Raw genomic sequence first — 24,730 nt, forward strand, 5'->3', positions numbered from 1 at the left:
ATGAGGTATCAGATGCTTCTCGCGTTGCGCTGCCTGTATGTCCCGGTGTTCATGCGCCGTTGACGAAAGCCCTTCCACACATGACGAAGCCGTGTGTCCGACCGCTCCGTCGCGGCCGGGCACACGGGTTTCACCCGGTGAAGGCTGTCCTGCTCCGCCCGGGAGCCGCCCCCTCATCCCCCGACGGGTGAGCGACGGATGACGGGACAGCTCTTCGACGGTCCTACGGTTTCGCGGTGGCGTCGCTGACCTGCGGGGCAGCGGGTTCCGCCGGGACGGCCCGGGGCCGGGGCTTACGGCGCAGAAGCCCGGTGGCCGCCAGGACGGCCGCGGCTCCCACCCACACGGTCCAGCCCAGGGGCTCGTCCAGGACCACCGCGCCGAGGACGACGGCGACGGCGGTCATCAGATAGGTGACGGTCGAGGCGACCGTCGCCCCGTCCTTGATGATCAGTTCGAAGTTGAGCAGGGCGGCGGCACCGGTGCACACCACGCCGAGAATGATCACGGAGATCACCGAGTCGGTGCGCCAGGTGACGGCCTGCAGCCCCAGGAAGGGGAAGGCGACGAGCAGGATGCCGGTGGCGACGGTGAGTTGGCTGCCGGCCAGCACGAGCGGCGGAATCCCCCGTCCGACCAGGAACTTGCCCATGTAGGCGAAGCTGGCACCGAAGCTGATGGAGCCCAGGAAGAAGCAGAGGATGCTTCCCCCGCTGCCCGTACCGCTTCCGTTCCAGGGGGACGCGATCAGCGCGGTACCTGCCAGACCGAGCAGCACGCCGGCCGCCTTGGCCCCGGTGACACGCTTCTCGGTGGCCAGCAGCAGGGCGGCGGCCAGGGTCCAGATCGGGGCGCTTCCGTTGACCACGGCGGCCACACTGCTGGACCCGGTGCGCTCGCCCTCGGCGTAGAGGGTCCAGGGGATGGCGTTGCCCAGCAGTGCCGCCACGGTGATGTGACCCCAGAGCGAGGCCCCCCTGGGAAGGCGGAGGCCCTTGGCCCGGGCGATCACGAGGATCACGGCGGCGCCGAGCGCGAGCCGGATGAGCACCATCTGGGCGGGAGAGAATCCGTATCCGGAAATCTTGATCCACAGAAATACCGAGCCCCAGATCAGGCTCAATGCGGCGAGCCGCGCGTAAGTTGCTCTGGACATGGGAATGCCCGCCCTCCGGGACAGAATGTGTCAGTGGAATTGGCGTCATGCGCCAGGAATATGACCTGGCTTCAGCTTGGCATTCGGTTCCGTCGGGGTCCATCCACATCTGATGGCGGGTACCGTCCAGAAAATGTGGAGGGTCAGGCGGCGGACGACCCCACCGCCGCGACGCGCGGCTGCACGGCTCCGGTGGCGACCTCACGCAGCGCGTTCAGTACGGCGGCGATCTCGGGTGCGGACTGACTGCCCTCACGGACCGCGGCGAAAACACTGCGGCTCGGCGGAACTCCCGTGAAGGCCCGCACGGTCACCCCCGGCCGGGGAGCGGGACTGGCCAGCCGGGGCACCAGCGCCACCCCCAGGCCGAGCTGCACCGCTGCCAGGGTGGCGTCCCAGTCGCCGATGGCGTGGGCTTCCTGAGGGGTGAAGCCGGCAGCCGTGCAGGCGGCCACGCCGATGTCGTGACACATGCCGGTGGTCGCGAAGATCCATGTCTCGTCGGCCAGGTCCCCGAGCCCGAGGCCGGCCCGGCCGGCCAGTCGGTGGCCGTCCGGCAGCGCGATGTCGAACGGGTCCTCGCACAGCGGCTCCCGGTGGAAGCGGGGGCCTTCTCCCGTCAGGCTGTGCACGGTGTCGGCGGAGATCACCACGTCGGTCTGACCGCGGTGCAGCATGGCGAAGCTCTCGGGCGGATCGGCCTCGGCCAGCACCATGCGCAGCATCGGCCGTTCCTTCTTCAGGCGTACGACCGCGGGCAGGATCAGCGCCGACAAGGTGGTGGAGAATCCGGCCACCGCCACCTGACCGCACTCGCCGCTGTTCTGCGCGGCCAGCTCGGCCTGCATCTGCTCGACCTGCTCGAACATGGCGTCGGAGTGTCGCAGCACGATCCGGGCGGCGGCGGTGAGCCGCAGGCGCCGCCCGGCGGGCTCGGTGAGCTGGACGCCCAACTCCTTGCCGAGGGTCGCGATCTGCTGGGAGACCGCCTGTGGTGTGAGGTGCAGTGCCTGGGCCGCCGAACCGATCGTGCCGAGCCGGTTCAGCTCCCGGAGCACCCGTAACTTGCGCAGGTCGATCATGACCGCGTAACCCCCTGTTCCTGGCTGTGGGACCGTGGGCGGCGACTGGAAGCCGTCAGCGCGTCCTCACAATAGGTCACCGCTTTTAACATCGATGACTTCGTTCACAAACATTTCAAGAAGCTCGATGTCGCGCTCGGTGCGGCCCTGCTCGCGATGCTCGCCGGGGTAGGTGGGGTCGAGGATCACCGATTGCGCGCCGGCCTCGGCGAGAAGTGCCAGGTCGTCGCGGATCTGGGCGAGGGATCCCTCCCCCAGCACCCGGGCGTTGCTCAGGGCGCGTCCGGTGAGCCGCAGCTTGATCCGCGGAGCCAGGGCCGGCACCGGCCTGGCCTCGTCGTCGGCGACCCGCCGGAGGGCGGGCAGTCCCACGCCGAGCAGCCAGTCCCCGGACACGGACGTGGGGTGCCAGGCGTCGCCGAAACGTACGGCTCGGCGCAGTGCCCCGTAGCTGTGACCTCCGACCCAGACCGGCGGACCCGGGCGCTGCACGGGCAACGGACCGGTGTGGATCTGCCGGAAGGAGACGTGTTCGCCGTCGAAGGAGGCCACTTCGTCGGCCCAGCACGCCTTCATGGCGGCGAGGTACTCGTCGCTGATGGCGCCTCTGCGGTGGTACGGGACACCGAGCACGGCGAACTCCCGGGCGGCCCAGCCCGCCGCGGCCCCGAACGTCATCCGCCCGTTGCTGAAGCGGTCGATGTTGGCGACGACCCGGGCGGTGTGGACGGGGTGACGGTACGGCAGGATCGTCACGGTGGTGCCCAGACCGATGCGGTCGGTGGCGGCGGCCAGGTAGGCGAGGGTGGTCAGCGGGTCGTAGAACGGTGCGGGGAAGAGGTTCTGGACCTCGGGCGTGATGGCCACGTGGTCGGAGAGCATGACGTAGTGGTAGCCGGCGCTCTCGATCCGGCGGGCCCACTCCACCAGGTGGTCGGGCGAGGCCTCAGGGCCGTAATTCGGAAGATTCACACCGATCTTCATGGCTGGTTCCCTTCGTCGAGATGGAGAAGCGGTCGAGGTCGCGCGGGCCGGACGCCGCCGGACGCCGCGCGAGGAGGTAAGGGAGCAGCCCGGCCGCGGCGATCGCGGCGGCGCCGAGCGGAAGCCAGCGCGCGCCGGCGCCGGCGGCGAGTGCCACGCCACCGAGGGCGGAGCCGACCGATCCGCCCAGGTAGGTGGCCGAACTGTTCAGCGCGACGGCGGCTCCGCCGGGGGCGTCGGCCTCGATCAGACGGTGCTGCTGGGGCACCACGAAGGCCCAGCCCACCGCACCCCAGAGCAGGAGCGGCAGCAGCACCAGGCCGGGTACCGCGCCGGTCCACGGGAGCGCGGCCAGGGTGCCGCCCAGCGTGGCCAGCAGAACGGCGGAGAGCAGTGCGGGCCGGCCGAAGCGGTCCGCGAGCGCTCCGGCCAGCAAACTGCCGCACACCCCGCCCAGGCCCCAGACCCACAGCGGGACGGTGGGCCGGTCGATGCCCGCGGTGGCGTGGAGCACCGGCTGCAGATACGTGTACAGCCCCAGGCTGGCCACCGTCTGGAAGAAGGTCATGCCGACGACCAGGGCGACCCGAGCGTGGCCGAGGGGGCGCAGGCGTGCCCGCAGGGTGGGCGCGGGACCGGTGCGGATCCGGGGCAGCAGGGTGGCGACGGCGAGGCAGGCCGCCGCCCCCAGGGCGGTCACCATCCACAGGGCTGTCCGCCAGCCGCGGTCTTCGGCGAGGAGCAGGCCGAGCGGGACGCCCAGCACCGTGCCGCCGCTCATTCCGCCGAGAACCACGGAGAGCGCGCGTCCGCGTCGGTCGGCCGGGACCAGTGCGGCGGCGGCGGTGGCCGCGTTGGGGCTGAACAGTCCCGCACCGGCGCCGGCCACCGCGCGGCAGACGAGCAGGAGGGGATAGGTGCCCGCCAGGGCACTCCCGGCGTTGGCCAGGGTGAAGACCAGCAGCGCGCTCACCAGCACGGCGCGCGCCGGGAATCGGGCGAGTGCGGCGGAGAGCACGGGGGCGGACACGGCGTAACAGACCGTGAACACGGTGACGCACTGGCCCGCCCGGGAGACGGACACCCCGAGGTCCTGTCCGATGCCGCCGAGCAGTCCCGCCATGACGTAGGCGTCCATGCCCGTGGCGAACGCGCCGAAAGCGAGCACCGGCACGCGACGTAAGGCTCCCGCCATGCGCGTCCCTCCCTTCTCCGAGGGCACTCGGTGGCCCTCCCCGCAATGTTCTATGAGACTAGTTCTATAGACCTTAGTGCACCGGGATCGGTGTGCCGCGCGCGTCGCATGGAATCCTGAGGGGGTGCGCACCTATCCCACGCCCCCCCTCGACGAAGTCGAACTGCACCGAATCCTGTTCGCACTCAGCGACCCCACCCGACTCGCCATGGTCACGGAACTGAACGTGACCGGTGAGCTGTCGGTGGGCGAACAGCTCGCCGGTGAAGTGCCGAAATCCACGCTCAGCCACCACAACAAGATCCTCCGGGAGTCCGGACTCACCGCTTGCCGCCCCGAGGGAACCCGCTGCTACATCTCGCTGCGCAAGGACGATCTGGAGCGGCGCTTTCCCGGCCTGCTGGACACGCTGCTGTCGCACTCCACTGTGAGGCACGTCACACACTGAGCGGGTTCGGGGTCCCGCAGGCACCTTCCTCCGGCGCACCGGATTCCCCGGGTCGCCCACCTACGGTGGAGTCGACCCGGAGGGAGTCCACCGTGCCCGACCAATCCGTCATCGACGCGCTGTTCCCGCAGGACCTGCCAGAGCCGGCCGACTGTCGGCGTCACTACCCGCCGCGCGGGCTTCCCGAGGGCGCCGAGGTGACCAGGTTCGCCCCGAGCCCCACGGGCGTCCTGCACATCGGGGGTCTCTACACCGCCGCGGTGTCCCACGCGCTGGCACGACAGACGGGCGGGACGCACCTGCTGCGGGTGGAGGACACCGACCAGTCCCGTGAGGTCGCCGGTGCCGCGGAGTCGTTCGTCCGTCTCCTCCGCGCGTTCGGCCTCTCCCCCGACGAGGGCCCCGCCACCGGGCAGCCGCCCACGGGCGCCGGCGCGTGGGGCCCGTACCTCCAGTCGGAACGGCGCGAGATCTATCTGACTCATGTACGCGATCTTCTGCGCCGCGACGCGGCCTACCTCTGCTTCTGCTCCAAGGACCGGCTGGCGGCCAACGCGGAGGCCCAGCGCGCGTCCAGGTCGCCGCTCGGGTACTACGGGAAGTGGGCCGCGTGCCGCACACTCCCCGACCACGAGGTCGCGGCGAGACTCACCGCCGGGTCCCCCTACGTGGTCCGGTTCCGCTGCCCGCACGAGTTCCCCGGCCGAGTGCGTTTCGAGGACGAGATCCGTGGCCCGGTCGTGATGCAGGACAACGGCAACGACATCGTCCTGCTCAAGTCCTCCGGAGAGGGCGGCGGCCCCCTTCCCACCTATCACCTGGCGCACGTGGTCGACGACCGGCTGATGGGGGTGACACTCGTCGTACGGGGCGAGGAATGGCTCTCGTCCACGCCGCTCCACATCCAACTGCACACCGCACTCGGCTTCGTGGTGCCGCGTTACGCGCATCTGGCCCCGCTGATGAAGGCGGAGGGCTCCAGCAGACGGAAACTGAGCAAACGCAAGGACCCCGAAGCGGCCGTCGAGTACTACCTCGGGGCCGGTTACCCTCCCCTGGCGGTACGGCACTACCTCCACGGACTGGCCAACGCCCGGCTGATGGACCTGCCCACCGGGGACGCGGTCGGCTCCCCCTTACGCATCGGGGAGATGCGCTCCTCGGGACCGCTGGTCGACCTTCCCAAGCTGAACTCGATCAGCCGGGAGTACATCGCCTCCCTCTCCCCCGAGGAGACCGAGGCCCAGCTGATCGCCTGGGCCGCCGAGCACGACATCGATCTGCACGGCGCCCTCACCGGGGACCCGCGGCTGACCCGCCGGGCCATCGCCGTCTCCCAGGGCACCGGCACACGCGTCCGCAAGGACCTGACCCGGTGGTCCGACTTCCGCGACCGGTTCGGTTTCCTCTTCCCCGCGCTGGCCCCGTCCCCGCCGGCCGCCGGGGACGAGCGCTTCGACGGTCTGGACCCCGCCCTCGTCCACCGCATCGTCGAGGACTTCGCCGCGGGCTACCGGCACGCCGACGACGCCACCACCTGGATCGACCAGATACGCGCGGTCGCGGAACGACACGGATTCGCGCCCGACACCCGGCTCTGGCGCGAGGATCCGGGGAGGTACGCCGGGCCGCCGCGCCAGGTGGCCAACGTCGTCCGCGTCTGCCTCACCGGCGCGGAGAACAGCCCCGACCTGTTCGCCGTCGCCCGGACCCTGGGGGAGGTGGAAGTACGCAAGCGACTCACGCTGCGTCCGTGAGGCCCGCCCGACCTCGCCGTTCCGGTTGACCCGAGGCGGCGCCGCCGACCGCCAACTGCGGTGTGGCCGAAGTGATTTCGGTGCTGGGGCATGTCGGAGTCCCGACGCGGTGGTCGGGCCCTCCGGGTTCTTCCGGGTCGTGGGCGGATACGGCACTGTCGGTGCGGACGAGGATGTCGGTGCCGTGCCGATGCGCGTCCGGGATGTGCGCGAGCGCGTCGTCCAGCACCGCTCGAACGGGGAGCGGACGGTGAGGTCTTCCTCGTCCCCACGGGGGAGAACCGCACTACGCTCGCCCGGTGGGACGTGGAGACCGGCGGTCTGCTCGGGCGGGGCGCGGAGTCGGCCTGCTTGCCGATGACGCGCCCCCGAGCGGTCCGCCGCCGGTCATCCGATTCGGTCAGCCCTGACGGTGGATGATTTCCGTTAAACTCACCGTGACATCTGCGCCTGCACCATCGAGCACTGGGGCTGCGCCCCGGACCACGGCCCGCGGGGGAGTTGAGACGATGCGTCATCGTATTCTCGGAGCCGGCGGCCCGGTCGTCAGCGAGGTCGGCCTGGGAACCTGGCGTCCCCTGCCGCGGGACGGGCGGCGCGGCGCCGTCCGCCTCGTGGGCGCCGCCCGCGACCTCGGCATCACGTTGTTCGACACCGCCGGCTCGTACGGTGACGCGGAGGAGGCACTGGGCATCGCCCTGAGGGGTGCGCCGAGAGATGCCTACGTGCTGTCCACCAAGGTCTACTACGAGCCCGGGGGCACGGTGGCGGGGCTGTCGCGCGCAGCCGTGAGAGCAGGTGTCGAGCGCAGCCTGCGGGCTCTTCGCACCGAACACATCGACTTGCTCAGCGCCCACCGCTTCGATGACCGCACCCCCCTGGCGGAGACCGTCGCGGCCTTCGGGGAACTCCTCGAGGAAGGCAAGATAGCTCACTACGGATTCAGCGAGTGGACGGCGGACCAGATCGCTGCGGCCTGTGCGGTGGCAGCCGAAATGGGTGTCCGGCCTCCGGTCGCCAGTCAACCGCAGTACAACATCCTGTGGCGGGTCCCGGAGAAGGCCGTTGTGCCGCTGTGCCAGGACCTCGGCATCGGCACGGTGGCTTTCTGGCCACTCGCACAGGGCCTGTTGACCGGCAAGTACGCGCCCGGCGAACCGCCCCCGGCGGATTCCAGGGCCGCGGACCCCGCCGGGAGGCTCCTGATGGACCACTTCATGGCGGAGCCGCTCCTGGAGCGGGTGCAACTCTTCGCCCGGCTCGCCCGGCACCAGGGCACGACGCCGGCCCGGCTCGCGGTGTCGTGGGTACTCAACCGGCCTGGTGTCACTTCGGCGCTGGTCGGTGCCTCCACCCCTGAACAGCTTGCCCAGACGGCGTCCGCGGCCGGGGAACTCCTCTCGGAACCCACCATGGAGCTCATCGACAAGATCTTCGCCGGATGTGTGTACGACGATGTCGCCGGCACAGGATGAGGACGCCTCGCCCCGAGGCCGACACCGCTGTCGACGGTGATCGCGATGTCCAGGTGGGCGGTTCGAATGCGCCCGGATTCCGCCGTCCGCCGTCCCGAACGATCCCGTTGCGGGATGATGTCGGGGACCGTCGCACCACCGTTGCCGCGTTCGGCGGGCGATCTTCGCCGATCGCCTGAGCCCTGGAATGCAATGACTGACACCTTCCCGCCGTCCGACCGGGACGTGGCCCGGATACGCGCAGCGGTACCCGCCGACGCCGGACGCCTCCACCTGCTGACACTGCCGTTCATGCGGGCCGGTTTCCTGCGCCACCGGCATCCGACGGTCTTCGGCGAGCGCGTGGCCGACTTCCTGGTGGCCGAGCACGACGAGCGGTTGGTCGCCTGCGCGGGGGTACAGCAGTTGGCGGACCAGTCGACAGCAGCGGTGCTGTACAGCTTCTGCGTCGACGAGACGTACCAACGCCGGGGCATAGGCGCGCAGTTGATGGCCGACAGTGTTCAGCACGCCAGAGCGGGCGGCGCGCGGCGGCTCTACACTGCGACGATCCGCCGGGACGGGTGGTTCGAGCGCTTCGCCTTCCGGCGGGTGGAGCGGGCCGACGCCCCGGCCTCCTGGGCGGCCCGGCTCAGCCCGTCCCGTAGCTCCCTCCTCTACGTCCGCGACCTCGCCTGAGCGAGTGCGCCCGTCACAGGTGCAGAGTGGTCCCGCGGCCGGTGCCGGCGGTGCACGCGCCGAGCAGCGACTGGTCGTCGACCAGCCGGACGACCGGCACACCCGACCGCAGCGCGGTGAGGGCGCCGGACAGCTTCGGCAGCATGCCGCCCAGCGGCGGCCGGTCGCGCAGCAGTGCCGCGAGGTCGTCGCTGCCCAAGCGGGCGATCACCGACGACGGGTCGGCCGGGTCGGCCATCAGCCCCTGCACATCGCTGACGTAGACCAGCTGGTCGGCCGACAGGGCGGCGGCCAGCGCAGCGGCGGCGGTGTCGGCGTTGAGATTGTGGGGCAGTCCGTCGGCGTCGGGCGCGACGCTGGCGACCACCGGTACCAGGCCTGCCTCGCACGCCTCGGTCAGCACCTTCGTGTCCACGGCGGTGACCTCGCCCACCCGGCCGAACCTGGCGACGCCGTCGACGCGCAGCGTGCGCGCCGTCATCATCCCGCCGTCCTCGCCGGACAGGCCGATCGCCGGTATCCCGATGCCTTGGAGCTGACCGACCAGGTCCTTGTTGATCCGGTCGACGAGTACCGTGCGGACGACGTCCATCATGTCGGGGTCGGTGACCCGCAGACCGTCGACGAAGCGCGGGGTCAGCCCGCGCCGGGCGGCCTCCTCGGTCACTTCGCGACCACCGCCGTGCACGAGGACCAGCCGCCGGCAGCCGCCGACCAGCACGGTCAGGGCATGCATCGCGGCGGCAGACAGTCGGCCGCCCGTCATGGCCGCTCCCCCGTACTTGACCACGAGCGCCGGCTCCGCCCTGGTCACTGCTGCTCCCCGGCGCGGTGCTCGGTCACCGCGGCGACCAGCCCCCCGAAGGTGGGGCAGCCCACCGGCAGGTTGAGCGGCAGCGAGCAGTCCAGCTTGTCGCCGAGCAGCAGCATGAGTTCGGCGGCAAGCAGCGAGTCGCCCCCCGCGGCGAAGAAGTCGTCGCCGTCGTCCGGCGCCTCGGCGTCGAGCAGCTGCCGCCACAACCGGAGGGTGTGCTGACGGACCGCAGGATCACCTGCTGGGGGACGGGCATCCACCGCGACCGGCGCGGGGGCGACGCCGGCCGGAGCAGAGGACGGACCGGGGGCGGCAACCGGTCCGGGTTCCGCGGACCCGCTCGGCTCCGGCGTCCCGCCGGGCGGAACCGCCCCGGTCGGCCGCGGTTCCCGCGACATGCGTTCCAGCACGTCTCCCAACCCCGCCGCCAGCCGCGCCGCCTCCGCCGGGTCGATCAGGTCCGGCGGGTACAGCAGCCCCCCGCGGATCGTCCCGTCGGGCTGCGGATCGAGTTCGACGGTCAGGTCGTTGCTGCTGGACAGGGCGGCCGCCGGGAGCGCCGTGACCTCGGCGCCGGCCAGCCGCAGCGGCTCGCCGAGGCCGTCGCGCAGGGCGACGAGCACCTGGGTGAGCGGGTTGACCGGCAGGGTGCGGGGCAACCCGAGTTCCTGCATCAGCAACGGGAACGGCACGTCCTGGTTCTCGATCGCGGCGAGCATGACCGACCGGGTCACGTCCAGCAGCCGGTCGGTGGCCACCGACTGGACCGGGACACGCAGCGGCAGGGTGTTGGTGCTCAGCCCCACCAGACGGTCGAACTCCGGCAGTGACCGGCCGGCCGTCGACATCCCGATCACTGCCTCCCCGAGGCCGGTCTCCTCGGCCAGCCACCGGGCGGCCGCGGCGATCAGGACCGTGGACAGGCTGGTCCGCGCGCCGACGGCGAGCCTGCGGGCGGCCGCGGTGAGCGAGGCGTCGCAGAAGATGGCCTCCCATCGGCCGTCCGACCTGCGGACCGCGGGCCGCGGCTTGAGGAAGGGCAGCGGGGCGGGGCCGGTGATGCCCGCCAGCTGCTGCTTCCAGTACGCGATCTGGTGGTCGAACCGCCCGGTGTCGAGTCCCTCCTGCTGCCACGCCGCGAAGTCGGCGAACTGCCGGTGGACCGGGGGCAGCGGGTCGGGTCGCTGATGAAGGAACGCCTCGTAGCAGGCGGCGAGTTCCTCCCGCACGATGCTCATGCCCCGGCCGTCCACCGTGACGTGATGTGTGGTCAGGAGCACGGTGTGCCGCTGTGGACCGTGCCGCAGGACCCGGCAGCGCACCAGCGGCCCACGGCCCAGGTCGAACCGGGTGGTCGCCTCCTGTCCGGCCAGTTCCGGTACGTCGGACTCGGCGACGTCGTCTATGAGGTCGAAGCCCGGCGGGAGCTCGGGGTGGATGACGCGCAGCAGCTCGCCCTCCCGCAGGGTGAACGTGGTACGCAGAGCCTCGTGGCGGCTGGTCACGGTGGTCAGCGCGGCGTGGAAGGCCGCCGGGTCGAACGGTCCGTGGACCTGCCAGGCGTAGGCGAGGTTGTAGGCGGGAGTGTCGCGGGCGTACTGCGTCGTCAGCCACAACCGCCGCTGCAGAGGGGTGGCCGGCGGGTGAAAGGGCAGGGTGTGCAGCCGAGCGCTACGCATCGGGCGGGTTCCTTTCGGACGGGTACCCCGTGATCCGCGGACGCGGCCGGGGCATCAGGTCGCGAGACCGGCCATCGGGTCCACCGCTCACCGGTACGCCTGACGTTGCAGTGCGTGGAGTTGTGCGTACGAGCCGTCGAGCGCGAGGAGTTCATGGTGCGTACCGGTCTCGGCGATCCGGCCCCCGCGCACCACCACGATCAGGTCCGTGTCGCGCATGCTGCCGAGCCGGTGCGAGACGAGCAGGGTGACCGCGCCGGTGACCCGGCCGATGGCGCGCGCCGCGGTGGCGTACCGGTCGAGGAGGATCTGCTCGGCGGCCGGGTCGACGGCCGCTGTCGGTTCGTCGAGCAGGAGCAGTAGCGGGTGGGTGTGCATCATGGTGCGGGCGACGGCGAGTTTCTGCCACTGCCCGCCGGACAAGTCGGTCCCGTCGTCGAAGCTGCGCCCGAGCGGGGTGTCCAGCCCCCCGCCGAGGGCGTCCGGCAGTGTCTCGGCGTCGGCCGCGCTCAGGGCTGCGGTGACGGCGAGGGCGTCGTCGATCCGGGGAAGGTCGCCGATGCCGACGGTCTCGCGCAGCAGGAACTGCGGCTTCGCGAAGTCCTGGAAGCCGGCCGTGATCCGGGAGCGCCAGCCCGTGAGGTCGAGATCACGCAGGTCGGTGCCGTCGATCAGGATGCTGCCGTACGTGGGAGTGGCCAGGCCCGCCAGCAACCGGACCAGGGTGCTCTTGCCTGCCCCGTTGTCGCCCACCACGCCGACCACACTGCCGGCCGGCAGGAACAGGTCGGCGTCGGCGAGCGCGTCGTGGTCCGCGCCGGCGTACCGGTAGCCGAGGCCGCGCAGTTCGATGCCCCGGGTGAGCCGCTGCGGCGCCGGCAGGGTGCCGGTCCACAGATCCTCGGCCTCCTGCGCCCGAGCCCGCAGCCGGAGCAGCCGGGCCCCGGCCTCCTTGCTGTTGTCGACCGCGTTGCCGAAGCGGACGGTCTGCGCCATCTGCTGGCTGACGCTGGCCACCAGGGTCAGGGTCAGGACGACGTCGCCGAGGCCGATCCCGCCGGTGACGGCCTGGCGCGCCACGAGGATCACGGCCCCGGCGTAACCGATGGTGAAGACCAGCCAGCCGCCGGCGACGTACAGCGTGCCCAGCAGCCCGGCCCGGTCCAGCCGTGCGTCGGCCGCGCGCAGGTGGCGCAGGTGACGGCTGCGGAACTCCGCGCGCAGGCCGTAGATCCGCAGTTCCTTCGCCGGGCCGGCGGTGGTTGCCTGTTCGAACAGGAAACGGGCATGCCGCTGGTCGGCGGCCGTCTCGGTCAGCGCTCGTTGACGGAACCGCTCCATCCGGGAGCCGGCCGCCAGCGAAGGCCAGGCGAGCAGCGGCAGGAGCAGCAGGAAGGGGTTGACGAAGGCGAGCGCGACCCCGGTGGCCACCGCCCGCAGTACGGCACCGATGAGCAGGGAGGTGACGTCGCAACCCTCGGCCAGGTGCATCCGTTCGGCGGCCAGTAGTTCGAGCTCGTCGAGCCAGCCGGAACGTTCGGCGGGCTCCATCGAGGTGGTCGACAGCCGCATCAGCTCCCGGTCGACCAGGTGGGCGGTCTGCTCGATGAGGGGCACCGCCAGCCGGATCGCCACCGAGCCGGCCGCGAAGCCGAGCGCGTTGATCAGGGCGATGGCGGTGGCCAGCCGGATGGTCGAGCCGAGGTGGTGGGCCTGGATGGCCTGGACGGTCAGCTTGAGCCCGTAGGCGGAGGCCACCAGGGTCAGAGGGCGCAGGCTGAACAGGATGGTGAAGGGGAGAGCGCGGGCCCGGTCGGCGCGGAAGGACAGTGCGAAGGCGGCGGCGAGACCGCGCAGGGACTCAACCACGCCCCTCACCTCCGGTGCGCGGGCCGGTGAACCGGTCGGCCTGGATGCGGAACATCCGCGCGTAGGCCCCGTCCGCGGCCACGAGTTCGTCGTGGCTGCCGCTCTCCAGGACCGTGCCGTGTTCGAGGACGACGATGCGGTCGGCCCGGCGGGTGGTGGAGAAGCGGTGCGAGATGAGCACCGAGGTCACTCCCTCCGTGAGCGAGAGGAACCGGTCGTTGAGCTCCGCTTCGGCGCGTACGTCGAGTGCGGAGGCCGGTTCGTCGAGGATCAGCAGCCGGGCGCCGTGCCGGACCGCGAACAGCGCGCGGGCCAGCGCGAGCCGCTGCCACTCGCCGCCGGACAGGTCACGGCCGCCCGGGAACTTGCTGGACAGCGTGCTCTGCCAGCCCTGGTCCAGCCGGTCGATCAGCTCCGTGGCCCCGGCCCGGTCCGCGCAGATCCGCAGGCCGTCGAAATCGCCGACGTGCTCGACGGCTCCTAGCCCCACGTTGTCCGCGGCGCTCAGCTCGTAGTGGACGAAGTCCTGGAAGACCGCGCCGATCCGACGCTGCCACCGGCTGGTGCCGGACTCCGTCAGCGGGACGCCGTCGATCAGGATGCGGCCGGTCTGCGGCCGGTACATGCCGGACAGCAGCTTGACCAGGGTGCTCTTCCCCGCGCCGTTGACGCCCACGACGGCCAGTGACCGGCCGGCCTGGATGTCCAGGTCGAAGCCGCTGAAGACCGGTTCGGCGCGCCCGGGGTAGCGGAAGGAGACCGCCTCGAACCGGACGGCCGGGGCGGCGCCGTCGACGGGGGCAGGGGCGGGGGCCGCGGGGCCGGCGGACACGACAGCGGTGCACACCGGCACAGGTGACACGGGCGCAGGTGACACGGGGGTGGTGGGAACACCGGCCGGGGCGGGGGCCGCGGAATCGGGGGTGCTGGAGGGCAGGGCGCGTTCGAGGGCGCGGACCAGCGGGACCGCGGCGGCCCCCTGGTCGATCTTCATGTTGTCCGGGCTGACGCCCATGACGGCGCTGAGCCCGAGCAGAGCGCCCGCGTACATGGTGAAGCGCCCCGCGCTCAGTTCGCCGTGGGATGCGGCGAGCCCCAGCACGGTGAAGCCCCAGAGCAGCATGGCCATCACCCCGGCGGTCAGCAGGGGCATCAGAAGGCGGCCGTCCTGGCGGGTCCGCCACAGGCCCGCCAGCGCGGCCCGCCACTCCTGGTGGAAGCGTAGGTCGAGCCAGTCGCGCAGGCCGAAGACCCGGATCTCCTTGGCCGCCTCCGGCTCCCGCGCGAAGTCACGGATGTACGACGGGCGGCGCAACCTCGCCGGGGTGCCCGTCAGCGCCTGATGGCCCCTCCTGTAGTCCGCGACGGCCCCAGTGGTCAGGATGCCGAAGCCGGCCAGCAGGGCCAGCGCGAGCCACCAGTGGAAGACGGCGATCAGGGCCGCGCAGGCCACCGCCTGGAGGCGGGCCACGCCGATGTTGGCGGTCGCGATCAGGGCGTCGCGCGGGGTGAAGCCGGCGGTGCCGACCCCCTGCGCCCCCGTCACCAGGTCAAGTGTGTCGGTGTCCTCGAGGTGGCCGATGCCGGTGGGGCCGAGCGAAGCGGCCATGACGCGGTCCCGCAGCTGCCGGGTGAGCCGCCGCCCGAGGGCGTCGGCCGTCTGCTGGGCGACCGGGACCAGCAGCTGCTGGAGCAGGAAGCCGAGCGCGATGAGGACGCCCAGCACGGTGACCTGCCGCAGCGCGGCGGCCTGGCCGTGGGCGGCGGCGCCCGACACCACGTCGACCAGGCGGCCGTTGGCGATCGTCAGGGCCACCGGCGCGAGGGCCGCCCCGACCAGTGCGAACAGCAGCAGTCCGGCCAGCGGGAGGCTGTGGGACGGCAGCATCCCGAGCATCACCAGGAGCGGCGACCGGTGCCGGGCGGGGCGTTCACCTCCGGGGCCGGGCGGCTGCGAGGGCATGCGATCGTTCTCCTTCCTGTCTCCCGGCGGAGACGGGTGCGGCCCCGGGTGGGGCGGGCATCAGATGAGGCGGTGCGGCGGCACCGGGTTGTGGGCGCGCACCCAGCGGAAGGCGTCGCTGGTGGCCTGCTGGCCGCCGTGGACCGGGAGGGTGACCCCGGAGATCCAGCCCGCCTGGTCGCTGCACAGGTAGAGCACCGCGGCCGCCACGTCGGCGGGGCGGCCGAACCGGCCCAGCGGATAGAGGGAGGCACGGTCCTGCCGGTCGTCGTCGTCCGCCAGCCACGGCTGGGTCATCGCGGTCTCGATGAGGGCCGGGGCCACCGCGTTGACCCGGATGCCGCTGGACCCCAGTTCGTACGCGAGGGCGCCGGTCAGGCTGATCAGGGCGGCCTTGGCCGCCCCGTACAGAGCCTCGCCCGGGGCGGGGAACAGGCCGTCGATGGAGGCGGTGGACACGATGGCACCGCCGGTCCCCTGGGCCGTCATGACGCGGGCCGCGGCCATCATCGTGAGCAGCGGGGCTTTGACGTTCATCCCGAACACGGAGTCGATCGCCGCCGCGGTGGCCCCGGCCAGCGGACCCACTGAGCCCGGCACGTCGCCCCAGCCGCCGACGTTGCCGACCAGGATGTCCAGCCCGGACATCCGGTCGGCCGCCTCGGCCACGGTGCGTTCGGCGGTCATGGGATCGGCGCAGTCGGCCGCGATCCAGTGCGCGGCGCCGCCGGCACCGCGGATCTCCCCGGCGACCGCCTCGACATCGGCGGCCGTGCGGGCGACCACGGTGACGTGGGCGCCCTGGCGTGCCAGCAGCAGCGCCACCTCACGGCCGATGCCGCGGCCGGCACCGGTGACCATGGCGCGTCCGCCGTCGAGACGAAAGGCTTCCGACACTCGTTTCTCCTCGTGGATCTCTCGGTCGTTCGGTCAGGCGACGGACAGGGCGGCGACGACGGGGGGCGAACGCCTCCATCGCGTCGGCCGGCACGGTCACGGTGGACGGCGCCCGGCGTTCCTGCGCCGTGCCGGCTGACCGGCTGCGGTGGTGACGCTGCCGATCCGCATGACGGGGTTGTCCCTCACCTGTTCGGGGGTCTCGCTCCTGGTCTCGGCGACGATCTCCGGAACGGGCCGCGGGTCCGGCAGGGCCGTGCACTCCCCCCAGCACGTGGTTGAGCCGCAACCGGGGCGAGCGCGGGCCGGGCCGGGCGTTCCGCGCCGGGGCCGGAGGGGATGCCGGTGCCCCGGTGGTCCGCCGGCAGCCGGCCGGCCCCAGGCCCAGGGTGGGGCGCCTCCCCCGACAGGCGGTCCGGGGAGGCCGCTCCACGGGTGGTCAGGACCGGGCTGTGCACGTCGTTGCCCAGGTCCTCCGCGCGGCGCACGATGTCGGGCCGCCCGCCGCCGGGTCGGTCACCGGAGGTCGTCACGACGGACTGGAAGGGCCAGAGTGTCATGCCTCTCCCGGCGGGATCGGTACCAGCCGCGTGGTGGCGCCGCCGGCCGGCGGCGGGTCCAGCGGCCGGGGGGCTGCGGTGAGCCAGGCGGCGAACTGGTCGCTGTAGAACGGGCTGCGCGGGTCGCCCGACTGGCCGCCCGGAAGGTTGAGGAGCGCCTGCGCGGGCCGGCCGGGCGACGCGGCCAGCCGCACGGCCGGGCCGAAGCCGGGCCGCGCCGCGCAGACCGACTCCGGGCAGCCCGGCATCTCGTCCTGGGGCAGGTCCAGGAGCGGGGCCAGTTCCGGTGCGAGGCGCGACATGGGGTGGCGGATGCCGGTGGGGTTCAGCGCGCCCCACCGCAGCGCCTCCGGTCCGGTTTCCGGCGCCAGGTGGCGCAACAAACCGCCGCACACGTCGAGTTCGAACAGCAGGAAGCTCCGCTGGTCGCGGTGCGGCGGGGGGAAGAGCGAGGCGTCGTCCAGCATCGCGCGCAGCGGGGACTCGTGCGAGTGCCAGCAGTAGACGAAGTCCTCGTTCCGGGCCGCGCAGCGGCTCAGCAGCGCGGCGAAGAGCGACTCGCGCAGCAGTTCCCGCCAGGCGACCAGCACGGCCAGCCCGATTGCGTCGGTCCTGGCGGTGCCGTCCCAGGCACGGACCGCCTCGCGCAGCCGCCCGCGCTGCTCGTCGGCCCGCGTCACGGGGTCGGTGAGGACGGTGAGTGCCAGGTCGCGGTAGAAGGCGTAGAACTCCGCGTCGGTGTCGCTCTGGAGCGCCAGCAGCCGGCGCTCGTCCCAGGTCCCACCTGCGTCGAGGAGTTCGCCGATGCGCGCGGCTCGCCGGGCGGAGAAGTGGTTGGCGGCAAGGCCCCGGACCTCGCGGTGTTCCCGGACGCCGTTGTTGGCGCTGACCAGCCGCCCGGAGGCCGGGTCGGTGACGTGCGGAAGCTCGTGCGGGCGGCGGTGGGCGGTCCAGGCGTGGTCGGGCGTGACCGGTCCGGTGCCGTCCCGCACGGGGAAGCGGCCGGAGACGGTCCAGGCGATCCGACCGCCGGAGTCGGCCAGCAGGACGTTCAGCGGCGGGCCGCCGGACTGCCGGGCGGCTCGCGTACCGGCGTCGACGTCCCCGGCGGTCATCAGCGCGCCCAGCCCGAGGTCGACGGCACCCGGGTCGCGGCCCACCCAGTGCCGGGCCAGCAGGACACCGTCGGGTCCCGGCCCCTCGACCGGTCCCCACGGGCTGTCCTGCACCTCCACGTCGACCGGGTCGCCGTGGAGCACCAGGATCCGTTCGCGCCGGGTGGCCAGGTGCGCGCGCCGCACCTCGACCAGCTCGACCACGTCCGCCGCCAGCCGGGTTGCCCCCCAGGCCAGCGAGGTGCTGACGCCGGTGACGAAGACCGGCAGCCCGGGGACCGTCACACCGTCCACGCGGCCGCCCGGCCAGCGCAGGCCGGCCCGGTGGAAGAGGGTGGGCGCGCCCAGCGGCAGATGCATGTCATTGGCGAGCAGCGCCCGCCCGTCGGTGGTGTGCGAGCCGGCCAGGGCCAGGGCGTTGGAACCCCAGGGGCGGTCGTCGGAGGCCACGACCTGGCGGTCGCCGCCCGACGGGCCCGGCGCCTCGGCGAGCAGGGCGCGCAGCGCCTGGAGCGGCGGGTCGGCCTTCCTGCCGGCGGCCGGCCGGCCGTCCAGCCCCACGAGATAGGGGTCGGACTCGCCGAGCAGGAAGTCGACGACATCGGGGGGCAGCGAGCCGGCCATCAGCGCGCGCATCCTGTGGTGTTCGCCGTCACCGCTGAGCATCTGGGCCAGCAGCAGGGCCACCAGCAGCGAGTCGCGCGGCCGCCACGGCTCCATGGCCAGGCCGAGCACCTCCAGTTCCAGCGGCGGCGGTGCCGTGGCGATCACCGCGTTGACGCCGTCGGTGTAGGCGGTGAGCACCGCCCGCTGGTCGGCGGGCAGTTCGCCCAGTGCCCGATCGGCGGCGGCGGTGAGCCCCGCCCGGCGCTGCGCGATGTCCTGGGCGACGGCCGAGGGGCCGAAGAGTTCGGCCAGCCGGCCGGCCGCGCTGCGGCGCAGGAGGTCGAGCTGGAAGAGGCGGTCGGTGGCGACCGCGTGGCCGAGGCCCGCCCAGCCGTCGGACAGGCAGGAGGCCCGGACGGTCGGCACGCCGCCGGCCCCGTGGTCGATCGTGACGTCGGCCTGGAGTCCGCGCAGGCCGTGGACGGCTCCGGTCACCGCAGTGCGCCGGTGCTACGGGCGACCGGTTCGCCGGGAGACGTCAGCAGGCGGTCCAGCACCAGCCGGACCTCCTCCAGCAGGTGCCGGGCCGGTTTCTCGTCCAGTACCGACCTGCTGACCTCCAGAGCGAGCCGCACATCGTCACCCTCCTCGCGCACGACGAAGGACACCGCGGTCGACGACGGCAGCACGCCGGCCTGCGATCCCTCCGGGGGCCGCTGCACCTCGAAGCGGGTCGGGCCGACCCGGTGGGGCGGACGCAGCGGTTCCCAGGCCACGCCGATGCGAAACGGCGGCTGCCCCGGCGGCAGCGCGTCGAAGGCCAGCTCCATCGGGGCGCGCTGGTGAGTGAAGCTCTCCAGCACCTCCGCGCGGGCGGCGGCCACCAGCGTGTCGAAGTCCTCGGCCGGGTCCACCGGCACATCCAGCGCCAGGGTGGTGCTGAACAGGCCGACCGCGTGTTCCCAGGCAGCATCCTCGCGGTTGGCGGTCAGGGTGCCGAGCCGCACCGGCGAAAGGGCGCTGCGGGCGTGCAGCGCGGCGGCGAGGGCGGCGGTCAGGCAGATGAACGGCGTAGCGCCCCGCGCACCGGCGAAGTCCCTGAGCCGGCGCGCCAGTTCGGCGCCCAGTGCGATGTCGGCGGTGACGAAGCTGAACGGGTCGGCGCCGCTTGCGGGGAGGGGGCCCAACCGCAGTTCCGGCACCGGACGGCTCAGTTTGGCGGCCCAGTACGCCAGGTCGCCGGCGTAGCGTCCCTGCTCCAGCTGTGCCCGCTGGCCCGCGGCGTAGCGCAGGTGCACGGGTGCGGCGCCGGGGTCGGCGCCCACGCCGCCGGACAACCGCGCGCGGTAAGCCCCGGCGAGGTCGGTCAGCACGACGTGGAGTGACACTCCGTCGCAGAACAGGTGGTGCATCGCCAACAGCAGGTACGAGCGGTCCGGTGCCAGCCGCACCAGCCGGGCGCGGAGCACCGGCCCGTGCACCGGGTCGAGAGGCTCGGCCAGCAGGCCGCGGGCCTGCCGGACCACCGCCTTCTCGGCGGACTGCGCGGCCAGGTCGCCGAGGTCGGTCACCGGGCAGGGCTGCGCCGTGGCAGGGGCGACCGTCTGGGTCGGCTCGCCGCCGTCGGTCCCGGGGACCACGCGGCCCCGGAGCGCCGGGTGCGCGGCGACCACGTCGCCGAGCGCGGCGGTCAGCACCCGCACGTCCAGCGGTCCGTCGATGAGAACCGGCAGGAGCGCGGTGTTGAAGGGCGTGCCGGCGAGGAACTCCTCGGTGCGCCACAGCTCCTGCTGCTGTACCGAGAGCGGGCAGGGCGCGTCGGTGTCCTGCCGCGGGCCGTCCGCCTCGCGCCGCGGCAGGCCGGCGATGGCCGCTGCCACCGCGCGGACCGTGCGGTGCTCGAAGATCACGCCGATGTCCACCGCGCGGTCGAGCCTCCTCGTCAGCCGGCCGGCCGCCTGGACAGCGAGCAGGGAGTGGCCGCCGAGCGCGAAGAAGTCGTCGTCGGGAGAGGTCGCGGGCCGGTCCATCAGCCCGTTCCAGACCTCGGCGACCTGCTCCTCCAGCGCGGATCCCCACATCTGCGGCCCGGCGGGCGGCGGGTCCTGCCGCAACGCCTCGGCGGCGATGGCCGCCCGGTCCACCTTGCCGTTCGCCAGCAGCGGCAGCCGGTCGTAGACGCGCAGCGCGGCCGGCACGAAGTGGCCGGGCAGCCGGGTGGCCAGCTCGGCCAGCAGGGCGTCGGACAGGTCCGGGCCCACCCGGTCGGACTCGACACCCGCGGCGAGCACGACCGCGCCGCGGCTGTCCGAGGCGACGGCCAGCGCGGCACGGCCCACGCCGTCCAGCGCCGCGAGGGCGGCTTCGATCTCGCCGGGTTCGACGCGGTTGCCGCGGATCTTCACCTGGTCGTCCAGCCGCCCGCGCAGCCGCAGCGTGCCGTCGGGCAGGAGGGCGCCCACGTCGCCGGTGCGGTAGAGGCGGTCGGCTCCCGTGCCGGTGAAGCGTTCGGCGGTCTCGGCGGGTGCTCCGCGGTACCCGCGGGCCAGGCACACGCCGCCCAGGTGCACTTCGCCCTCGTCTCCCGCTCGGACCGGGCGGCCGGTGTCGTCCAGGACGAGCACCCGGACGTTGTCGGCCGGCCGCCCGACGGTCAGTTCGGCGCCGGCCGGCTGGAAGCCGCCGGTCGCCTGGACGGTGGCCTCGGTGGGCCCGTAGACGTTGGCCATCGCGCAGTGCGGCAGCAGCCGGCGGGTGCGCAGCCACAGGTCCTCGCGCACCCGGTCGCCCCCCAGGAACAAGCTGGAGAGGGCGGGTACGGGGACGGCGGCGGACTCCAGGACGAGCAGTAGCTCCTCCCACAGCGCAGGCACGCAGTGCAGTCCGGCGCCCGGGCGGGCGGCCAGTTCGCCCAGCAGGCGCTCCGGATCGAGCCGCAGGCCCTCGTCCACCAGCCAGACCGCGTCGCCGCGGGTCAGCGGAGCGATCACCTGCTGAAGACAGGCGTCGGAGGTGAGCCGGGTGGTGGCGGGCAGCAGGGCGACACCGCCGTCGACCCGGTTGGCCCGGGCCACCCAGCGGCAGTAGTTGACCAGGCTGCGGTGCGTGACCTCGACTCCCTTCGGCACGCCCGTACTGCCGGAGGTGAACATCACGTAGGCAAGGTCGTCCGGCTGCACGGGGACGTCGGCCGGCCCGGCGGGACCCGACCACAGGTCGGGCCCGAGGACGACCGAGGGCGTGTCCTGGCCGGACCGCAGGTCCCACTCGGCGGACTCCTCCTGCCCGCACAGCGCCGCGTCGGGGCGGGCCTGCTCCAGCAGGGCCCGGGTGCGCTGCGGCGGGTCGGTGAGGCCGAGCGGCAACCACGCGGCGCCCGCCGTGAGCGTTCCGAGTATCCCGGCCATGAGTTCGGGAGTGGCCGGACCGAAGACCGCCACCAGCGATCCGGGGCCGACGCCCACCGAGCGCAGTCCGGCGGCCACCCGCTCGGCAGCCAGGAGGAGTTCGCGGTAGCCGACGGTCCGGCCGGGCGCGTGCAGCGCGACGGCGTCGGGCCGGCGGCGGGCGTGTTCCGCGACCAGGTGGTGCACGCAGGCGCCGGTCACAGGGCAGCCTGCCCGGCGACGAGCGAGCCGACCGCTGTCCACGGCTCTTCGGTGACCGTCCGCAGGATGCCGTCGAAGGCGGCGACCAGCTCCTTGATCGCTTCGGGCGGGTAGCGGTCGGCCTTGTAGGTGACGTATCCGGAAAGCGCCGGCCCGTCCACGCGCAGTTCCATCGTCAGCCCGAAGGTGGTGGGGTCGAGTTCCTGGTCGTCGCCGACGGCCAGGCCGGACGCCTGGCGCAGGGAACCCCCGGGCACCGGGGTCTCGGGCACCCATGCCTCCTGGAGCGCGAAGCCCACCTGGAGCAGGTCGGCGGGGTCGATGCCGTCGCGCTCCCGGAGCACGTCGACCACCTCCTCCAGCGGGACGTCCTGGTGGTCGAACGCCTCCAGCAGGGTCGCTCTGACCGTCCGCAGGTACGCGTCGAAGGGGGCGGCGGGGTCGACAGGGGTGCGCAGCACCAGGGTGTTGGCGAACAGGCCGACCAGTTTCTGGGTTCCGGGCCAGCGGCGGTTGGCGACCTGGATGGCGGCCATCGTCTCCGGTGCGCCGCTGCGGGAGGCCATCGCGAGCAGGAAGACCGCCAGCAGGACCGTGAAGTCGGTGGTGTTCTCCTTCCGGGCCAGCCGGGCGACCGAGGCCAGCGCCGCGGCGGGCACGGCGACGGGCTGCGTGGCGCTGCGGTACTCGTCGTCACCGCCCAGCGCCCCGGGCAGCCGCAGGTCGGGGTAGGGCGCCGCCAGCCGGTCCAGCCAGTAGGCGCGGGAGGCGTCCGTCCCCCCGACAGCCCGGTGGGCCACCTGCCAGGCCGCGAAGTCGGTGTACGTGAAGGCGAGCGGCTCGGGCGCGGCGGTGCCCTCGACCCGGGCCCGGTAGTGCGCGGCGACGTCGGCCACCAGTTGGTTGCGCGACCAGCCGTCGAAGGCGATGTGGTGGGTGACGACCAGCACCGCGCTGCGGGTCGCGGTGAAGCGCAGCACCCTCAACCGCAGCGGGATCTCGCGGACCAGGTCGAACGGCAGCCGGGCCTCGGCCTTGGCGGCCCGCCGGATCACCTCCTCGCGCGCCGCCTCGTCCAGGTCGCCGTACTCGCGCTGCCGGACCGGCACGGTGAAGTCGGTGCGTACGGTCTGCCGGGGGCCGTCGGGGCCCTCGTCCAGGGTGGCGCGCAGGACGTCGTGCCGGCGGACGGTGCCGCGCAGCGCGGACATCAGCAGGCGTGGGTCGAGATTCCCGGTCAGGTCCACCCGCATGACCTGGTTGAAGAACGCCGCCTCCGGCAGCGCGCGTTCGACCTTCCAGAAGCGCTCCTGGAGCAGGGCGAGCGGAGCACTGTAGGAGCACAGCGGGGGGTGGTCGAGCCGGACCGGCCCTCCGGCGGGCGCGTCGTCCGCGGTGCGGGCGGCGGTCTCCCGCGTACGCTCCCGGGCGGCGGCGACCAGCACGCCCAGGCTCGCCAGGGTGGGATGGTCGAAGATGTCCCGCAGCCGGAGGTGGACGCCGAACTCCTCCGCGATGCGGCCGACCAGCCGGGTGGCGATGAGCGACTGTCCGCCCAGGCTGAAGAAGTCGAGGCCCTCGGCGCCGACCGGTTGGCCGAGCAGTTCGTCCCACAGCGTCCGCAGACGCTCGGCGGTGTCGTTCACGCCCGCGCCCCGGCGCCGCCGAGGGCCAGGACGCCGGCCGCTTCCGCGGCCTGCCGCAACTCCTGAAGGTGCACCAGGTTGGCCAGCACCTCCTGCGGCGGGACACCGAAGTCCACCAGGCAGGCGATCTCGGTCACGCCCGAAGCGGCCAGTTCGCGGACCCTGGGCAGTGCGGACTCCGGCGTCCCGAACAGCCCGTTGGTGGTGAAGTAGCGTCCGAAGGCCAGCTCTGCCAGGGCCGCCCGGTCCGCGGCGCTCACCTTGGCGGGGTCGATGGCCACGTCCTGGCTGCTGGCCAGTTTCGCGAACAGCTCCATGTGCGAGCGCAGGTAGCCGACCAGGGGGGCGTGGACCGTGCGCCGCACGGCCTCCTGATCGGGACCGACGAAGGTGTGGAGCATCGCGGTGACCGCGTGCTCGTCCGGATCGCGCCCGGCGGCGCGCAGTTCGTCGCGGTAGAGCGCGGCCTTCCCGGCGAGTTCTGCGGGGCTCTGCTCCAGCAGGGCGGTCAGGACGTGCAGTCCCTCACGGGCGCCGGTGCGCCAGGTCTCCTCCGAGGAGGACGCGGTGATCCAGAGCGGGATTTCCGGCTGCACCGGGCGGGGCAGGGTGCCGATCTCGATGAGGCTGCCGGCGCCGTCCCGGCGCTCGACGCTGCCGCCCCGCCACAGCTCGCGCAGCTGCCGGATGCCCTGCACCGTCCGGTCCCGGCGGTCGGCGTAGGCGTCGGGGGCCAGCGCGAAGTCGTTGGGGTGCCAGCCGGAGGCGAAGGAGACCCCGGTCCGGCCGCCGGACAGGCTGTCCACGACGGCCCACTCCTCGGCCACCCGGATCGGGTCGTGCAGCGGGAGAACGACGCTGCCGGCCCGTATCCCCACCTTCTCGGTGACCGCGCTGACGGCGCCGGCCAGGACCGCCGGCGCCGGGTAGGGGCCACCGAAGGAGTCGAAGTGGCGCTCGGGGAGCCAGATCGCCTCGAAGCCGTTGCGGTCGGCGAAGCGGGCGCAGTCCAGCAGGAAGGTGTAGTGCTCGGCGGTCGTGTGGTCACCGCCGGCCGAGAAGAAGAACAGGCTCCACTTCAACGGCTGCCCGCCATGCCGTAAACGGGCCGGGGCGGAAATCTGTCCGGGCGGCGCGGGAGGCTGTTTGCGGGCAGCCAGCCGTTCCTGGAGCAACCGACGCTGCTGCGGGGACAGGG

General features: G+C 73.1%; 17 protein-coding genes. 4 read left to right on the forward strand and 13 right to left on the reverse strand.

Annotation, left to right across the window (positions count from 1 at the left end):
- Positions 1 to 223 precede the first annotated feature (223 nt).
- The 4 genes from OG599_RS00870 to OG599_RS00885 form a co-directional block, all read right to left on the reverse strand.
- Positions 224 to 1,156 (reverse strand): DMT family transporter, encoded by a 933-nt coding sequence (locus OG599_RS00870; protein WP_327173951.1) that lies wholly within the window; start codon positions 1,154 to 1,156, stop codon positions 224 to 226.
- 143 nt (positions 1,157 to 1,299) lie between these two features.
- The gene (locus tag OG599_RS00875) at positions 1,300 to 2,238 is read right to left on the reverse strand and encodes a LysR family transcriptional regulator (protein ID WP_327173952.1); all 939 of its coding nucleotides are present in this window, start codon (positions 2,236 to 2,238) and stop codon (positions 1,300 to 1,302) included.
- A 66-nt stretch (positions 2,239 to 2,304) separates the two neighbouring features.
- Positions 2,305 to 3,222, reverse strand: coding sequence for a TIGR03619 family F420-dependent LLM class oxidoreductase (locus tag OG599_RS00880; RefSeq protein WP_327173953.1), 918 nt, complete (start codon positions 3,220 to 3,222; stop codon positions 2,305 to 2,307).
- The gene (locus OG599_RS00885; RefSeq protein WP_327173954.1) at positions 3,185 to 4,396 is read right to left on the reverse strand and encodes an MFS transporter; all 1,212 of its coding nucleotides are present in this window, start codon (positions 4,394 to 4,396) and stop codon (positions 3,185 to 3,187) included. The genes OG599_RS00880 and OG599_RS00885 overlap by 38 nt, the downstream gene beginning before the upstream one ends.
- A gap of 145 nt (positions 4,397 to 4,541) precedes the next feature.
- On the opposite strand from OG599_RS00885, the gene OG599_RS00890 reads away from it, so the two are divergent.
- From OG599_RS00890 to OG599_RS00905, 4 genes are all read left to right on the forward strand, one after another.
- Complete coding sequence (locus OG599_RS00890) at positions 4,542 to 4,865, forward strand: ArsR/SmtB family transcription factor (protein ID WP_327173955.1); 324 nt, start codon at positions 4,542 to 4,544, stop codon at positions 4,863 to 4,865.
- Positions 4,866 to 4,957: 92 nt separating this feature from the next.
- Complete coding sequence (locus OG599_RS00895) at positions 4,958 to 6,622, forward strand: glutamate--tRNA ligase (protein WP_327173956.1); 1,665 nt, start codon at positions 4,958 to 4,960, stop codon at positions 6,620 to 6,622.
- 509 nt (positions 6,623 to 7,131) lie between these two features.
- The gene (locus OG599_RS00900) at positions 7,132 to 8,097 is read left to right on the forward strand and encodes an aldo/keto reductase (protein WP_327173957.1); all 966 of its coding nucleotides are present in this window, start codon (positions 7,132 to 7,134) and stop codon (positions 8,095 to 8,097) included.
- Positions 8,098 to 8,289: 192 nt separating this feature from the next.
- The gene (locus tag OG599_RS00905) at positions 8,290 to 8,775 is read left to right on the forward strand and encodes a GNAT family N-acetyltransferase (protein ID WP_327173958.1); all 486 of its coding nucleotides are present in this window, start codon (positions 8,290 to 8,292) and stop codon (positions 8,773 to 8,775) included.
- Between the two features lie 13 nt (positions 8,776 to 8,788).
- Here the strand turns inward: OG599_RS00905 and argB are convergent, their stop codons facing one another.
- From argB to OG599_RS00950, 9 genes are all read right to left on the reverse strand, one after another.
- A complete protein-coding gene (gene argB / locus OG599_RS00910) occupies positions 8,789 to 9,589 on the reverse strand; it encodes an acetylglutamate kinase (RefSeq protein WP_327173959.1) in 801 nt (266 codons plus the stop codon).
- Complete coding sequence (locus OG599_RS00915; protein ID WP_327173960.1) at positions 9,586 to 11,268, reverse strand: condensation domain-containing protein; 1,683 nt, start codon at positions 11,266 to 11,268, stop codon at positions 9,586 to 9,588. Before OG599_RS00915 ends, argB begins: the two co-directional genes overlap by 4 nt.
- A gap of 87 nt (positions 11,269 to 11,355) precedes the next feature.
- Entirely contained in the window at positions 11,356 to 13,137 is a 1,782-nt protein-coding gene (locus OG599_RS00920) for an ABC transporter ATP-binding protein (RefSeq protein WP_327173961.1), read from the reverse strand.
- Positions 13,130 to 15,100 carry an ABC transporter ATP-binding protein gene (locus OG599_RS00925; protein ID WP_327173962.1) on the reverse strand — a complete coding sequence of 657 codons (1,971 nt, stop codon included), beginning with the start codon at positions 15,098 to 15,100 and terminating at the stop codon, positions 13,130 to 13,132. Before OG599_RS00925 ends, OG599_RS00920 begins: the two co-directional genes overlap by 8 nt.
- Positions 15,101 to 15,160: 60 nt before the next feature.
- Entirely contained in the window at positions 15,161 to 15,997 is an 837-nt protein-coding gene (locus tag OG599_RS00930; RefSeq protein ID WP_327173963.1) for an SDR family NAD(P)-dependent oxidoreductase, read from the reverse strand.
- Between the two features lie 556 nt (positions 15,998 to 16,553).
- Entirely contained in the window at positions 16,554 to 18,773 is a 2,220-nt protein-coding gene (locus OG599_RS00935; protein WP_327173964.1) for a penicillin acylase family protein, read from the reverse strand.
- Positions 18,770 to 21,886 (reverse strand): amino acid adenylation domain-containing protein, encoded by a 3,117-nt coding sequence (locus tag OG599_RS00940; protein ID WP_327173965.1) that lies wholly within the window; start codon positions 21,884 to 21,886, stop codon positions 18,770 to 18,772. The genes OG599_RS00935 and OG599_RS00940 overlap by 4 nt, the downstream gene beginning before the upstream one ends.
- Positions 21,883 to 23,532, reverse strand: coding sequence for a condensation domain-containing protein (locus tag OG599_RS00945; RefSeq protein WP_327173966.1), 1,650 nt, complete (start codon positions 23,530 to 23,532; stop codon positions 21,883 to 21,885). Before OG599_RS00945 ends, OG599_RS00940 begins: the two co-directional genes overlap by 4 nt.
- The gene (locus OG599_RS00950) at positions 23,529 to 24,614 is read right to left on the reverse strand and encodes a MupA/Atu3671 family FMN-dependent luciferase-like monooxygenase (protein ID WP_327173967.1); all 1,086 of its coding nucleotides are present in this window, start codon (positions 24,612 to 24,614) and stop codon (positions 23,529 to 23,531) included. The genes OG599_RS00945 and OG599_RS00950 overlap by 4 nt, the downstream gene beginning before the upstream one ends.
- Between the last annotated feature and the right edge of the window lie 116 nt (positions 24,615 to 24,730).

Origin of the sequence: Streptomyces sp. NBC_01335 (assembly GCF_035953295.1) — a bacterium.
Lineage (GTDB): Bacteria > Actinomycetota > Actinomycetes > Streptomycetales > Streptomycetaceae > Streptomyces.

Excerpts from the sequence above, each read along its gene's own strand:
- OG599_RS00915 (WP_327173960.1), bottom strand. The coding sequence starts at position 11,268 with ATGCGTAGCGCTCGGCTGCACACCCTGCCCTTTCACCCGCCGGCCACC.
- OG599_RS00870 (WP_327173951.1), bottom strand. The coding sequence starts at position 1,156 with ATGTCCAGAGCAACTTACGCGCGGCTCGCCGCATTGAGCCTGATCTGG.
- OG599_RS00880 (WP_327173953.1), bottom strand. The coding sequence starts at position 3,222 with ATGAAGATCGGTGTGAATCTTCCGAATTACGGCCCTGAGGCCTCGCCC.
- OG599_RS00875 (WP_327173952.1), bottom strand. The coding sequence starts at position 2,238 with ATGATCGACCTGCGCAAGTTACGGGTGCTCCGGGAGCTGAACCGGCTC.
- OG599_RS00925 (WP_327173962.1), bottom strand. The coding sequence starts at position 15,100 with ATGCCCTCGCAGCCGCCCGGCCCCGGAGGTGAACGCCCCGCCCGGCAC.
- OG599_RS00900 (WP_327173957.1), top strand. The coding sequence starts at position 7,132 with ATGCGTCATCGTATTCTCGGAGCCGGCGGCCCGGTCGTCAGCGAGGTC.
- OG599_RS00905 (WP_327173958.1), top strand. The coding sequence starts at position 8,290 with ATGACTGACACCTTCCCGCCGTCCGACCGGGACGTGGCCCGGATACGC.